General features: G+C 52.7%; 14 protein-coding genes and 1 pseudogene. 10 read left to right on the top strand and 5 right to left on the bottom strand.

Annotated features, from left to right (window positions below; all coding sequences use genetic code 11):
- The first annotated feature begins 223 nt into the window (after positions 1-223).
- The 5 genes and pseudogenes from DB847_RS26575 to DB847_RS06505 all read left to right on the top strand — a co-directional run bounded on the left by DB847_RS26575 (position 224) and on the right by DB847_RS06505 (position 4,258).
- Positions 224-813: pseudogene (locus tag DB847_RS26575) on the top strand (O-acetyl-ADP-ribose deacetylase).
- Between the two features lie 60 nt (positions 814-873).
- A complete protein-coding gene (locus DB847_RS24830; protein ID WP_199911756.1) occupies positions 874-1,335 on the top strand; it encodes an alcohol dehydrogenase catalytic domain-containing protein in 462 nt (153 codons plus the stop codon).
- Positions 1,296-1,859: a zinc-binding dehydrogenase gene (locus DB847_RS24825; protein ID WP_199911839.1), complete on the top strand. Its 564-nt coding sequence runs from the start codon at positions 1,296-1,298 to the stop codon at positions 1,857-1,859. Before DB847_RS24830 ends, DB847_RS24825 begins: the two co-directional genes overlap by 40 nt.
- 105 nt (positions 1,860-1,964) lie before the next feature.
- Complete coding sequence (locus DB847_RS06510; protein ID WP_108649955.1) at positions 1,965-2,807, top strand: tetratricopeptide repeat protein; 843 nt, start codon at positions 1,965-1,967, stop codon at positions 2,805-2,807.
- Between the two features lie 143 nt (positions 2,808-2,950).
- A complete protein-coding gene (locus DB847_RS06505) occupies positions 2,951-4,258 on the top strand; it encodes a rhodanese-like domain-containing protein (protein WP_108649954.1) in 1,308 nt (435 codons plus the stop codon).
- A gap of 48 nt (positions 4,259-4,306) precedes the next feature.
- On the opposite strand, the gene DB847_RS06500 is transcribed toward DB847_RS06505, so the two are convergent.
- On the bottom strand, positions 4,307-5,380 hold the full coding sequence (locus tag DB847_RS06500; protein WP_108649953.1) for an AI-2E family transporter: 1,074 nt from the start codon (positions 5,378-5,380) through the stop codon (positions 4,307-4,309).
- A 185-nt stretch (positions 5,381-5,565) separates the two neighbouring features.
- Between DB847_RS06500 and bepA the strand changes: the two genes are divergently transcribed.
- From bepA to arsC, 3 genes are all read left to right on the top strand, one after another.
- Positions 5,566-7,023 (top strand): beta-barrel assembly-enhancing protease, encoded by a 1,458-nt coding sequence (gene bepA / locus DB847_RS06495; protein WP_407644440.1) that lies wholly within the window; start codon positions 5,566-5,568, stop codon positions 7,021-7,023.
- A gap of 386 nt (positions 7,024-7,409) precedes the next feature.
- Entirely contained in the window at positions 7,410-7,559 is a 150-nt protein-coding gene (locus tag DB847_RS24270) for a hypothetical protein (protein ID WP_159084428.1), read from the top strand.
- A 350-nt stretch (positions 7,560-7,909) separates the two neighbouring features.
- Positions 7,910-8,263 (top strand): arsenate reductase (glutaredoxin), encoded by a 354-nt coding sequence (gene arsC, locus DB847_RS06490; protein ID WP_108649952.1) that lies wholly within the window; start codon positions 7,910-7,912, stop codon positions 8,261-8,263.
- A 66-nt stretch (positions 8,264-8,329) separates the two neighbouring features.
- On the opposite strand, the gene hda is transcribed toward arsC, so the two are convergent.
- From hda to upp, 3 genes are all read right to left on the bottom strand, one after another.
- A complete protein-coding gene (hda, locus tag DB847_RS06485; RefSeq protein ID WP_108649951.1) occupies positions 8,330-9,055 on the bottom strand; it encodes a DnaA inactivator Hda in 726 nt (241 codons plus the stop codon).
- Between the two features lie 69 nt (positions 9,056-9,124).
- Positions 9,125-10,159: a DUF2066 domain-containing protein gene (locus tag DB847_RS06480; protein WP_159084427.1), complete on the bottom strand. Its 1,035-nt coding sequence runs from the start codon at positions 10,157-10,159 to the stop codon at positions 9,125-9,127.
- A 146-nt stretch (positions 10,160-10,305) separates the two neighbouring features.
- Positions 10,306-10,932 carry a uracil phosphoribosyltransferase gene (gene upp / locus DB847_RS06475; protein ID WP_108649949.1) on the bottom strand — a complete coding sequence of 209 codons (627 nt, stop codon included), beginning with the start codon at positions 10,930-10,932 and terminating at the stop codon, positions 10,306-10,308.
- 161 nt (positions 10,933-11,093) lie between these two features.
- Between upp and purM the strand changes: the two genes are divergently transcribed.
- Both purM and purN read left to right on the top strand, forming a co-directional pair.
- A complete protein-coding gene (gene purM / locus DB847_RS06470) occupies positions 11,094-12,131 on the top strand; it encodes a phosphoribosylformylglycinamidine cyclo-ligase (RefSeq protein ID WP_108649948.1) in 1,038 nt (345 codons plus the stop codon).
- Complete coding sequence (purN, locus tag DB847_RS06465; protein ID WP_108649947.1) at positions 12,128-12,775, top strand: phosphoribosylglycinamide formyltransferase; 648 nt, start codon at positions 12,128-12,130, stop codon at positions 12,773-12,775. The genes purM and purN overlap by 4 nt, the downstream gene beginning before the upstream one ends.
- A 53-nt stretch (positions 12,776-12,828) precedes the next feature.
- On the opposite strand, the gene lpcA is transcribed toward purN, so the two are convergent.
- Complete coding sequence (gene lpcA, locus DB847_RS06460; RefSeq protein WP_108649946.1) at positions 12,829-13,410, bottom strand: D-sedoheptulose 7-phosphate isomerase; 582 nt, start codon at positions 13,408-13,410, stop codon at positions 12,829-12,831.
- Positions 13,411-13,588: the final 178 nt, after the last annotated feature.

The raw sequence follows: 13,588 nt of genomic DNA, 5'->3' as shown, positions 1-13,588 counted from the left end.
CTCGGCGCGATCATTCTAACAAAGCCATCCCCCGGCATCGGCAGTAAACTACCAGTTTGCGATCCGGCTCAAAAAAATAGCGCAAGGCTGCTCGCAAAATCAGCAATGACTCCCCTTCTCTCAACTAGCCAGCTCCTATGCTCCTGCTGCTATATCTGCTGAGCTGTGTGGAATCTTTGTAAAACAGCAAGTTATGCACGATTGATCACAGTACATTCAGCTAATGGCAAATTTACCCTCTTGCGCCTATCCGGTATGCTTTGGAAACAAAATCCGACAAGATGTCATTATAAGCAGGGACAGCATGACAATAATTGAGATCCGCCAACTTGATATTACGACCCTTGCCGTCGATGCCATTGTCAATGCCGCCAATACCAGCCTGCTCGGTGGTGGCGGTGTTGATGGAGCGATTCACCGTGCCGCGGGCCCCCAGCTATTAAAGGAGTGTCAATCTCTCGGGGGATGCCGGCCGGGAGAAGCAAAACTAACGGGGGCTATCGGTTACCAGCCAGGTATGTGATCCATACCGTTGGGCCGATTTGGCAGGGCGATACTCACCAGGAAGCAGAGATCCTGAGCCGCTGCTATCGCAACGCTATGGCTCTGGCTGAACAGCATCAGCTGCGCACGCTCGCCTTCCCGGCGATTAGTTGTGGTATCTATGGTTTCCCAATCCCCCAGGCCTGCCATATCGCCCTGACAACGCTCAGGCAGCAGCTAAGCAATACTCAGATAGAGCGGGTGATCTTTGCCTGCCTGGATCCCGGGTGCTTGAAGCACTCAATAAAGAGCTTGAAACCAGTTAAATGACCTGGTTATCCCGGAACAACCTATACTGCTACCCAGGCTCATTTCATGGAGGAGAAACAGATGCAAGCCCTCACTTTTGATCCGAACCGCGATCGATTTACCCTAAAAAAGCAGCCTCTTCCCACGCCTGGGCCCACAGAGGTCCAGTTAAAAGTGGTGGCCTGTGGGTTAAACCCGGTGGATAGCAAAATCCGTGAGTGGAAGTCTCTGGCCCCCGACATGGATGATAACTGGGTCCCCGGGCTGGATGTCTCAGGAGTGATCACTGAGCTTGGAGAGGAAGTCGAACAGTGGAAGGTTGGTGATCGGATCCTCTATCATGGCGATATGTTAAAACCCCATGGTGGTTTCAGTGAGTATGCAGTGCACAACGCCCAAACCCTACTTCCCCACCCCAACATAGATCCCATCAAGGCTGCTGCGACCCCCTGTGCGGGATGGACCGCCTGGCGGGCACTCATGGATAAACTAAAGATCGATGCCTGCGACAGCTTACTAATCGCCGGAGGCTCAGGGGGGTAGGAAGCTTCGCCCTACAGCTAGCCAGGCTGCAGGGGGTCCGAACTGTTATCGCCAGCTGCAGTGAAAAAAACCGCGATCATGTATTAAGCCTCGGCGCCACACACACCATAGATTATCACACCCAGGATCTGGTTCAGGAGGTGATGCAGCTCACCGAGCAGCAGGGGGTGACCAAGGGTATTGATGCGGTGGGCGGCGACAATGATATTCTGGTTGCCAACAGCCTGGCCTATGAGGGAGCCATGGTCGAATTGGTGCAGCTGGTACGTCCGGAGCGCTATCGCGATAGCTTCCTGCGGGGACTGACTTTTCATCAGCTCAGTCTGGGCTCGGGACACCGCCATGGTCCCGAGTCCGCCTCAGCCATGATCCATGCCGGCGCCGCCTTTAATCAGCAACTAGAGCAGGGAAAGATCCAGGTCCCCCTAAGCCAGGTGATCTCGATTGAAGAGGTCGCCGATGCTCTGGAGAGCCTCCGCCGTCAGCGAACCGTCGGGAAAATTGTGATGCATAATGCTCCCTGACCACAAGACAGGACATGAAGAGCTGGAGGCACTTTGGCCCACAGCCTTGATAAAAGACATATTGCCCCCATATTCCTAACAAACAACTACCTAAACAGGACAGTCATGATTGTCGATATTAGTGCCGAAAACTTTCAGCAAAGCCTAATCGAAGCTTCTCGCGAAAAAATTGTCGCCATCTACTTCTATGCTGATCAGATCCCAGAGTGTCAGACCATGGGACCAACCCTTGAGCAGCAGATCGGTCAGGATAACCCTATGTTGGATCTGGCCCGGGTGAATGTCGCCGATCCCCAACTTCAATCTCTGGCCGTCCAGTTGGGATTGCAGAGCGTGCCCGCCATTGTCCTGTTTAAAGATGGCCGTCCCCTGGATGCGTTGATGGGCCCTCAGGACGAAGCCGGGATCAAGGAGTTTCTGAGCAAGCATCAACCGGCACCGGAAGATCTGCTGTTAATTGAAGCAAAGCAGCAACTTGCCGAGCAAGCCACCGCTCAGGCCTATAAGACTCTGCATCAGGCCTATGGACTGGCAGCTGAGCGCTCTGACATTAAGCTATTACTGACCCAGGCCTGTCTGGAACTGGCTAAAATTGAAGAGGCCGAAGCCCTGCTGGCCACGATCCCCATGGTCGATCAGGACTCTCAGTATCAATCCCTGCAGGCACAACTGGATCTGGCTAAAAAAGCCGCAGACACCCCTGAGATCCGGGCCCTGGAAGAGAAGCTCGCCTCTGAGCCGGATGATTTTGCGCTCAAGCAGGAGCTGGCGATTCAATATAGCCAGGCCGGTCGTAAACCTGAGGCCCTGGAGCTACTGTTCTCTATTTTGCAAAAAGAGATGGGATTTGGCGATGCGCGTAAGCATTTCCTGGATATCCTGGCCACCATGGAGGCCGATCCTGTGGCTTCAGCCTACCGGCGCAAGATCTATAGCCTGATGTACTAGCTAGCCTGTCTACCCGCAGCTCCTGCTGCGGGTCTATCCTGCCAATTTTTTGATCCCAAGCATATCTGCTCACTCTTACTCTTGAGTCTGGATCTCACATCACATAGAGTCACAATCCATCGATACTTCACCGACGGACTCTCATGTTTCAACGCTATATAAAGCTGCTCTGTACCTCACTGCTCCTCATCTCCCCCCTGACTCAGGCAAGCCCGACGCCTCAGGTTTTAGATAACTCAGCCACCATGCAGTGGCTTTACCAGGACAAGGGAGTCATCATCGATGTTCGCGACTCCAACCTGTACAACGGCTGGCCCGCCCCCGGGGAGCTTCGCGGCGGCCACCTGCCGGGAGCTGAAAACCTCCCCCTGAGCTGGCTTAAAGAGGACACGGATGAGCTTGCTAAACGCCTGGCATCCAGCAATATCAAACCGGGAAGCCCCCTGCTTATCTATGGCTCAACACCAGCCCAGTCCCGTGAGGCAGTGAAACTCCTTCATCAACAGGGCTTTCCGATTAAGCAGCTACATATCTACCGAGATCCCTTTTCGGTCTGGGCCGAGACCCCCTCCCTGCCCCTGACTCACCTTGCCAACTATCAGGCCCTGGTCTCAGCCGCCTGGTTACACCGGGAGCTGAAAAAGCCAGCCGAACAGCGACCCCTTATTGTGGAAGCATCCTATGGCAAAGGCCTTAAATATCTGCTGGCACATATTCCAGGAGCGATTCATCTGAACACAGACAGTGTGGAGAGTGGGCCTGAGTGGAATCTGCTTCCCCCACAAAAGCTCGCAGAAAATATGGCCAAGGCAGGCCTAAGCCGCGACCGTACCATAGTGCTCTACGGTCAACCGGTTGAAGCGGCAGCCCGGGTGCTATTTGCCCTGCACTATATTGGCGCCAAAGATGTACGGCTGCTCAACGGCGGACTGAAGGCCTGGGAGGCTGCCGGCTTCGCGACAGATATCGGTGCCGTAGAGCCAAATCCCGTCACCAGCTTTGGGAAGATTACCCTCAAACACCAGAGCTATATCACCCTCGATGAGCTCAAGAAATTGCAGCGAGATCCCGGGAATATGCGCCTGGTTTCGGTTCGATCCTGGCCCGAATACCTGGGTGAGATCAGTGGCTATAGCTATATCAAGGGCAAGGGGCATATTCCAGGTGCAATTTGGGGACACTCAGGCACCAATAAGGATAATGTGGTCGACTTTCTAAATCCGGATGGAACCCTTCGCACCGATAGCTTTATCCACAGAGCCTGGTCCAGAGCTGGTCTCACTCCGGATAAGCATTTGATCTTTTACTGTGGTACCGGCTGGCGGGCAAGCCTCACCTGGTTCTATGCCAACCTCATCGGTTACCCTGAAGAAAGCGTCTACGATGGCGGCTGGCTCCAGTGGAGCCGGGATAAGACAAACAGGATCGCTCTGGGAGCCCTTCCCGGTTAAGACAGCGAACCCGCTCTTCCCTGAGAAGAGCGGGTGATTTACTCTTATCTAATCAAGGCTCAGAGGAGTAAAGTACTCTCGCTTGGGCCAGACATTGATCACCGCCTTGATCAGAGTCGCCAGTGGAATCGCAAAAAAGACCCCCCAAAAACCCCACAAGCCCCCGAAAAGCAGCACAGCCATGATAATGATCACCGGATGCAGATTGACCGCCTCGGAGAACAGGATCGGCACCAGCAGGTTACCATCAAGCCCCTGCACCACCAGGTAAGCGAGCATCATATAGAAAAAGTGTGGTGTCAGTCCCCACTGGAAGAGCCCCACCAAAGCAACCGGAATGGTGACAGCCACCGCCCCCACATAGGGGATCAACACCGACAGGCCCACACAGACACTCAGTAGCACCGCATAGTTAAGACCAAAGAAGAACAGCGCCAGATAGGTGGCGACCCCAACAATGATAATCTCAATCACCTTACCCCGAATATAGTTGGCGATCTGCTCATACATTTCCGCCCAAACCCGATCGGCCAGGGCGCGGTTACGCGGCATAAATTTAGAGATAGCGCTCAGTAGAACCTGCTTGTCTTTGAGTAAAAAGAACAATAGCAGGGGCACCAGTACCAGATAGATCAGTACCGCAAACATGTTCAGCAGTGAGCCCAGTGAAAACTTCACAATCAGCTCCCCGGTTGACAGCAGCTTAGACTGAATTGTCACAAGAAAACGCTCCATCACACTGATATCCACCAGCTCCGGATAGCGGGTCGGTAGCGCCTTAATGTAAGCCTGGGCCTCATTGAACATAGCAGGCGCCTCCTTGCCAAGGTTAATCCCCTGCTTGATCACAATGGGTAGCAAGCCTCCCAGAGCCATCACCATCAAAGAGATAAACAGCACCACGATCAGGGTGACACCCAGGGAGCGCCTCACTCCGAATCGCTCCAGCCGGGCGACCGGCCACTCAAGAAGATAGGCCAGCACGATCGCCACCAACAGCGGGCCGATAATATCTCCGATGAAGTAGATCACTCCAAATCCAAACACCAGCAATAAAAACAGAGTCACTGCGTTTGGATCTGAAAAACGCTGTTGGTACCAGCGGCTAAGCACATTCAACATGAACGATCTTTCTCCCTCATTAGTACGACCCGGACAGGTCACGCATCCCTGGCAATCATCTGCAACATCGGAATACAGCCTCACCCGACTATTATCGCGTTGAATCAAGGCCGATACAATGGTTGTCGGAGCGCCGCCAAGGCGCTATGCTGCAAGCAACTCAAATTACACAAGGTGCTATCCTGTTGCTGGCTTTTGTTCGGTTGCGTCCCGCTGCCCTGACGTTGTTTGTGATGCTCTCCCTGAGCGGGTTTGCTCAGGCTAATAATCAGCTTCCCGATATAGGAACAGCTGCCGTTTCCACCTTGTCGATTGAACAAGAGCAGCGTTATGGCGAAGCCTTCATGTTGCTCGCCAGGGCTCAGCTCCCTGTGCTCAATGATCCCGTACTCGAGGTCTACATCAATCAGCTGGGTAACCGTCTTCTCAGCCATGCAGACTCAGTCCCCTTCCCCTTCCATTTTTTCCTGATCCAGGATAATAGTGTCAATGCTGCCGCCTTCCTCGGAGGGTACATTAAGGTCCATACCGGGCTCTTCCTCTATGCCAGCGATGAAAGCCAGCTCGCATCGGTGCTGGCCCATGAGATCTCCCACGAAACCCAGCGCCATATCGCCCGCTACCTGGAGGATCAGTCCAAGACCAATGCCGCGACCCTCGCAGGCGTCATTGGCTCACTGGCCCTTGGGATCATCAACCCGGCAGCCGGTGTCGCAGCTATGTCGACCACGGTCGGGCTCAAGATCCAGTCCGGGATCAACTACACCCGGGAAAATGAATATGAAGCCGACCGGATCGGGATGCAGCTTTTGTATCGCGCAGGGTTTGATCCCAGAGGCATGATGCAGTTTTTCGAAAAGCTCAAAGATCAGAGCCGCTACTCCAGCACTCCCCCCCAGTATCTGCTGACTCACCCGCTCACCAACACCCGGATCGCTGAGGCGCGGGCCAGGGCCGAAAACTACCCGGTGCGTCACCTCAAGCCAAGTCTGGCATTTCAGTTAGCGAAGGCGCGAATTGAAGCTCGCTATAGCCCCAAGAGTAAGGAGCAGGTGCTCAGCTACTTCGATAAACAACTTAAGGAGAAGAGCTACAAGCTCAAGGATGCGGCCCTCTACGGGCAAGCGCTGGCCCTGATGCGCAACAGTAAAAATCAGCAAGCACTCACCATCCTGAGTAAGCTCCTCAAGGCATCACCGGATAATCTTTTCTATATCGATGCCATCACAGATGCAGATTTGGCCCTGAAACAGAACAAGCAAGCGATCCAACGGCTGGAAGCCCTCAATCAGCAACTTCCCTACAACCAGGTGATTGTCATCAATCTGGCCAGTGCCTATATCCAAAGCGATCAGGCAGACAAGGCGATCACCCTGCTGGAGCGCTACCTGCGCAATCATCAAAATGATGTTCTTGGCTGGCAGCTAATGAGCCAGGCCGCTCAACAGCAGGGAGATGCATTTCATCTCTACCTGGCTCAGGGGCAATACCTGGCCCTGCAAGCCAGCTTTGATGATGCGATCACCAACCTTAAGATGGCACGCCTGAAAACCCCCAGTAAGCTGGAGATCGCCCGTATCGATGCCAGAATTCGCCAGCTTCAGGTCGAAAAAACCAACTGGTTACAACTAATCAAGGGTTAGTGCTCTCTCAGGAGCAGTGATACCAATCAGGGCCCTGGCTCTTCAGCCCCCCTCACTGAGGGGGTGAACTTTATCCGGGATTATCACCCTTCAAAACGCAATCCCTTTCCTGCCAGCCAAATCATCTGGCAAATCAAACGCCACCAAGAATAATACTTGCATATTTATTCCTAACTGATAATTCAACACCTATATAAACAAGTAGCACAAGCGTTCGGTAAGCCAATAAAAGAAAACATAATCGATATAATTGAATATAAATTCTTGACAGGCTCGGGCGTTTTTTGAACAATGGATTGTGCGCTGGCGTTTTTGAAAATCTTACGCTCATCATCCAGCAGCCTCTCGAAAAGACTCGGACGAGATACAATTACGAGGATTCAAATATGGTTAAATCATGTCAACTTCAATACAAGCTCAATCTCCAAACCGGTAAATATTACCTGTCTCTTTTGTCTGGCCACGCCCCTAAGCTATACACACCGCCAAAAGTGCTGAATAAGCATAGCGGCCGCTACCTGCCTGCAGCGCTCTAATAACCAGCCACCACTAATCGCCAGCTTCTCAGCCATTATGTAAGCGGCTCTTTGGATAGTGAGAGCAGACTCATACCAGTAGATCATTTCAGAGCATTTGATCTATGTTGCTTAACGATCGCTGCCCGGATGTCTGACATATCATTTAGGCCCGTTGCCAGCATGGGCCTAGTTGTTTAGCAAGGTAGCGAGAGCAATGGACTGCGAACTGGAACGAGCTACCAGGATGGTAGCCGCTGGCGTCGTGCATACAGGGCAGACCAGAAGATCTCCGACAGGCACACTCAAGGTTATAACCTTGTTAGTTATTTGATAACATGCGGTTTTTAACCCGCCCGATGGAGTATTAAATGACTGAGGTTGTAATCTATCATAACCCTCGCTGCTCAAAGAGCCGGCAAACCCTTGAGCTACTGGAGCAGCGTGGAATCACCCCGACCATAGTCCCATATCTTGAGACGCCTCTAAGCTCGGATGAGCTCAGGCTTGTGGTGAGTAAACTGGGCTTAAGCTCGGTGCGCGAGTTGATGCGAACCAAGGAGTCTATCTATCAAGAGCTTGAGCTCGCCCGGGAGCAAAGCGAGCAGCAACTGCTACTCGCGGTTGAGAATAACCCAAAATTGATGGAGCGTCCGGTGGTTGTTTATGGAGAGCGGGCCGCCATAGGCCGTCCCCCGGAGCAGGTTCTGAAGCTTTTTGAATAACAGGATTTTCCCTGAGACTTAACCGAGGCTCTGCTGCTCTTTCAACTTTGCACAGAACGGTAGAGCCTACAGTTCAAGGATCTCTTTGACAAAGGGAATAGTGATCTTGCGTCTTGCATGAAGGGACGCATTATCCAGTTGATCCAGGGTTTCGACCAGGGTCGACATATCTCGTGAAAGGCGTTTGAGAAGAAAGTGCCCCACATCCTCTGTCAGGTGAAATCCTCTGATCTCTGCCCGCAGCTGCAAAGCGGCTAGCTTCTCTTCATCACTGAGCTCGTTGAGTTGATATGAGGTTCCCCAATCCAGCCGGGACGCCAGATCGGCTAACTTGATCCCCAGGTTTCGTGGTGCACTGCTTGCGGTCACAATCAGCATCCCACGCTGTTCACCCCGTTCATTCCAACGGTTAAACAGATCAAAGATAGCCTCCTCCCACTGAGGATCGCCGATCACTTCCTGCAGATCATCCAGGCAGATCAGATCGAGCTGTTCCAACCCCTCCAATACGGCGGTCCCCATCGACATCACCCGTGACAGAGGGATAAATACCGAGGTGCCATCCCGCTGATTTATTTCGCCACAAGTCGCGTGCAGCAGGTGAGTCCGACCGGCACCATGGTGCCCCCAGATATAGTAAAAAGCAGGCGAGCTGGAGGCGGCAACCGATTTTAGCTCACTAATGAGCTGCTGGTTGCTACCAGGATAAAAACTGCTAAATGTCTCATCATCGGGCAGCTGAACTGCAAGTGCCAACTGTGATGACGAATGCTGCTTCACGCGTTTTTCCAAACCCAGATCATTATAAAGAAAATAGTAACATCTAACCCGTCAGGATACGAGTCAACCGAACCTCATCCCTCAGGGCTGCCATTGATAACTAAGGTTCTTTCCGGCAAACGGCTCCTCACTGAAACGCCGATCAAGAGCCAGCGCCTGGATCAGCTCCGGTTTGCTGCCAGAAAGCCCCAGATGAAACAGTACTTTATCACCAGACAGCTGCACAACACCAACACTGGCCACCGTCGGCAATCCCTTAAGCAGGCGCTCGGCCTGAATGAGTTGCTCCATGGTGGTCAAACCATCCACTGATATATCCAGGGTATCCAGATCCGTTGAGGTCTGGGCTCCAAAATCCTTGGCGTAGTAACCAGCCAGCTGTAGCATCAACTGATGCATCAATCCTGAGGATGAACTGTCACCCAGGGTGCCCTGACTCACCTGGATAAACTGCTGATCACTTCGGGAGTAAAGCTCCCAATTAAGCTGCCAAACTCCACTGCCCAATGACTGAAGGCGACCCATCACTATGTTATCCGCCCGGTAGCGCTGGCTTGCCTGAGCCACAGGCTCAATGAACATGCCCCACACATCGGAGAATTTCACCTGTTGCAGATCTTCGAGATCGAGCAACGGCAGGATCACCGGAAGCGCCAGGGCTCCGGCCTGACTGGTGATCTGTTGCGGCCAATCATCTGTACTCTGATCCGAGATAATCGTCTGCTGCCCCTGAGGCCCACGCTGAGCAATCCAGATGGCGGTTCGCGGGCGAAGCTCACCCAGCACAGGGTAACCCGCCTCAGCCACCAATTGACGCATCAGGTGGCCATCAAAGTGAGTCACCAGAAAAGAGCTCCCCTGTTCATTGCGCCGTCCAAACCCAAGCAGATAATCATCCACATTTCGCTTGGCTTGGTTGACAACCTGGCTCTTCAACACATCAGGGTTGCCACTTAATCGGAGCAACATCTGGGAAAATGCCTGTTGCTTAGCCTGTTGCTGAGTCAACCCGCTCTCATCCGTTTGCACTGTATAAAGTTTGCTGACCTCAACAGCTTGCGCCGCACTTGTGAGCAGCAGGCTGAGCGTGCAAAGCAACAACCAAGAGTATCTCATCACCATCTGGATCCTTTCATTATCACTCCAGCCAAGCCTACAAGAAGCGCCGCTGCTTGTCATGATCTCTGGCCCATAAACACAAAGACAGGCTACCAAGCGCCTGTCTTTTATACATAGGAAAAAATAAATAACTGTATTTTTGGTTACTTAGTTCCAAAAATTTTATCGCCGGCATCGCCCAGCCCTGGGATGATATAGCCCTGCTCATTGAGCCCTTCATCGACCGACGCACAGTAGACCTCCACATCCGGATGCGCCTCTTCCAATGCCTTGAGCCCCTCCGGAGCTGCGACAAGAACCAACACCTTAAACTGGGAGCACCCCTTCTTCTTGAGAAGATCTATGGTTGCGATCATTGAGCCTCCGGTTGCCAGCATGGGGTCAACCACCAGGGCTAAACGCTCGCTGATATTTCCAACCACCTTATCAAAGTAGGGAACCGCCTCGAAGGTCTCCTCATCCCGATACATACCAACCACGCTCACCCGGGCACTCGGAATATGCTCCAAGACTCCATCCATCATCCCAAGGCCGGCACGTAGAATCGGCACCACAGTGACCTTTTTTCCCTTGATCTGATCGATTTCTGTTGAGCCGTTCCAGCACTCTATGGTAACCTTTTCTGTTTCGAAGTCAGAAGTTGCCTCATATGTGAGCAGACTTCCTACCTCCTTGGCCAGCTCGCGAAAACGTTTGGTGCTGATCTCTTTTTCACGCATCAGTCCAAGCTTGTGACGAACCAGTGGATGTTTGACCTCGACAACCTTCATCGCTCTCTCCTAATTTACGGTCTCAACAAAAAGCAAAATCGGCTGATCCTATCATAAAAAGCGGCTGGATTTTCGTTATCTCAAAAAAATTAGTTCAGTTTTCGCACTGCCCAGACGCTGCTACAATACGGCTCCCCCCACATCAAAGAGTGAGATCAGCAGTGGACGAACAATCAATCTCTCTTAGTTATCAGGATGCCGGCGTAAGTATTGATGCAGGCAATCAACTCGTCGAACGAATCAAGGGTATCAGCAAGAAAACCACCCGTCCCGAGGTCATGGGTGGCCTGGGAGGCTTTGGTGCTCTGTGCCAGCTCCCCGGGAAATATAAAGAGCCGGTCCTGGTATCCGGAACCGATGGCGTTGGCACTAAATTAAGATTGGCAATCGATAGCAATCGTCACAACAGCATCGGCATCGATCTGGTCGCCATGTGTGTCAACGATCTGCTAGTCCAGGGCGGTGAGCCCCTGTTCTTTCTGGACTACTACGCCACTGCCAAACTGGACCCCGATGTTGCCGAGCAGGTCGTCTACGGCATAGGTCAGGGATGTGAGCAGGCGGGCTGTGCCTTGATCGGTGGTGAAACGGCCGAAATGCCCGGCATGTATCATGGTGATGATTATGATGTCGCCGGTTTCTGTGTCGGTGTTGTTGAAAAATCTCAAATCATCGATGGCTCTAATGTTTCTCCCGGCGATGCGATCATCGCGCTGGCCTCCTCCGGACCTCACTCCAACGGTTATTCACTGATCCGTAAAGTACTGGAGGTCAGTGGCTGTAACCCCAGTGATGAGCTGGAAGGCAAGACCCTCCTCGATCACCTGCTGGAACCCACCCGAATCTATGTTCGCTCTTTGCTAAAGCTCCTTGAAAACTCTCCGGTTCACGCCATGTCGCACATCACGGGCGGTGGCTTTCTGGAGAATATTCCCCGCGTCCTTCCCCAGGGGGTTCGTGCGGTGATCGATGAATCCAGTTGGCAATGGCCCACCATCTTCAACTGGCTACAACAGCAGGGCAACATCCAGCGTGAAGAGATGTACCGTACCTTTAACTGTGGTGTCGGCATGGTGCTGATCGTTCCTCAAGATGAGGTAGAGCAGACCCTGGCCACTCTTACACAGCAGGGGGAGACCGCCTGGCAGATCGGCTACTGCGAAAGTGGATCCGGCGCCGCTGAGGTAGAGATCCGATGAACAAGAAGATCCTCGTCCTGATCTCAGGCAATGGCAGCAATCTGCAAGCCCTGATCGATAGCTGTGAGCAGGGCCGCATTAACGGGTCGATCGCCGCCGTGATCAGCAACCGTGAAGATGCCTACGGCCTGACCCGGGCCAAGCAGCACCAGATCCCGGCAGTCGCACTCCCCCATACCCAGTATGAGAACCGCGAGCAGTATGATCAGGCACTCATCGAAGCCATCGATCGCTATCAACCGGATCTTGTGGTTCTGGCTGGATTTATGCGGATCCTCTCTGCTGAATTCGTCCACCATTACCAGGGGCGGCTACTCAACATCCACCCATCTCTGCTCCCTGCCTATCCAGGCTTAAATAGTATTCAGCGAGCTCTGGAGGCTGGAGAGCAGGAGCATGGTGCCAGCGTCCATTTCGTGACCGATGAGGTCGACGGAGGGCCAGTGATCCTCCAGGCTAAGGTTCCGGTGTTTGATGAAGATGATCTGGAGGCCCTGACCGAACGGGTTCACTACCAAGAGCATCAGATCTACCCCCTGGTGGTTCAATGGTTCTGCCAGGAGCGGCTAACCATGCAAGATGGTAAGAGCTACCTGGATGACCAGATGCTCCCCCCATCCGGCTATGCCAATAGCGAGGATTGAGTCGCAGAGCAAAAAAAGGAGAGCCTCGGCTCTCCTTTTATTACAGATGCGGGTTAGGCCATCTCTTTTTCAATCAACTGGATCAGAATATGGATCACCTTGATGTGAATTTCCTGGATTCGATCCGCATATCCAAAGTGAGGTACCCGGATCTCAACATCCGCCAGGCCCGCCATCTTGCCACCATCTTTACCGGTCAGGCAGATAACCTTCATTCCCTGTGCCCTGGCCGCCTCGATCGCCTTCAAAATGTTACCCGAGTTGCCACTGGTTGAGATCCCCAGCAACACATCACCTTCACGGCCAACCCCTTCGATATAGCGGGAGAACACATATTCATAGCCATAATCATTCCCCACACACGACATGTGGCTCGGATCTGAGATAGCGATGGCGCCATAGGAGGGACGATCATCCCGGTAGCGACCGGTCAGCTCCTCGGCAAAATGCATCGAATCGCACTGAGATCCCCCATTGCCACAAGAGATCACTTTCCCCTGGGTTTTGAGTGAATTAGCAATAAGTTTGGCCGCTGCTTCGATATTTTTGATCTGCTCAGCATCGGCGAGAAAGTTTTGTAATACAAGCTGAGCTTCTTGCAACTGCTGCTCAATCAGTGACTGATAATCTGCCATGAGGATCCTTCTATCCCGAAAACTCAAATGGACCGCTATTGTGACACAGCCATCAGTGCAGGTCAGCCCAAACCTCGATCCTTTGCTCCTTACATCCCCAACTTGACTCCCTGCTCGCAGTTCAAGTGTGCAATGTGATCAGAAACTGACTATGCTAGAAAAGACGGAAGGTATCCGC

The organism is Dongshaea marina (assembly GCF_003072645.1).
GTDB lineage: Bacteria > Pseudomonadota > Gammaproteobacteria > Enterobacterales > Aeromonadaceae > Dongshaea > Dongshaea marina.
This window is presented reverse-complemented; position numbering and strand designations above follow the sequence as displayed.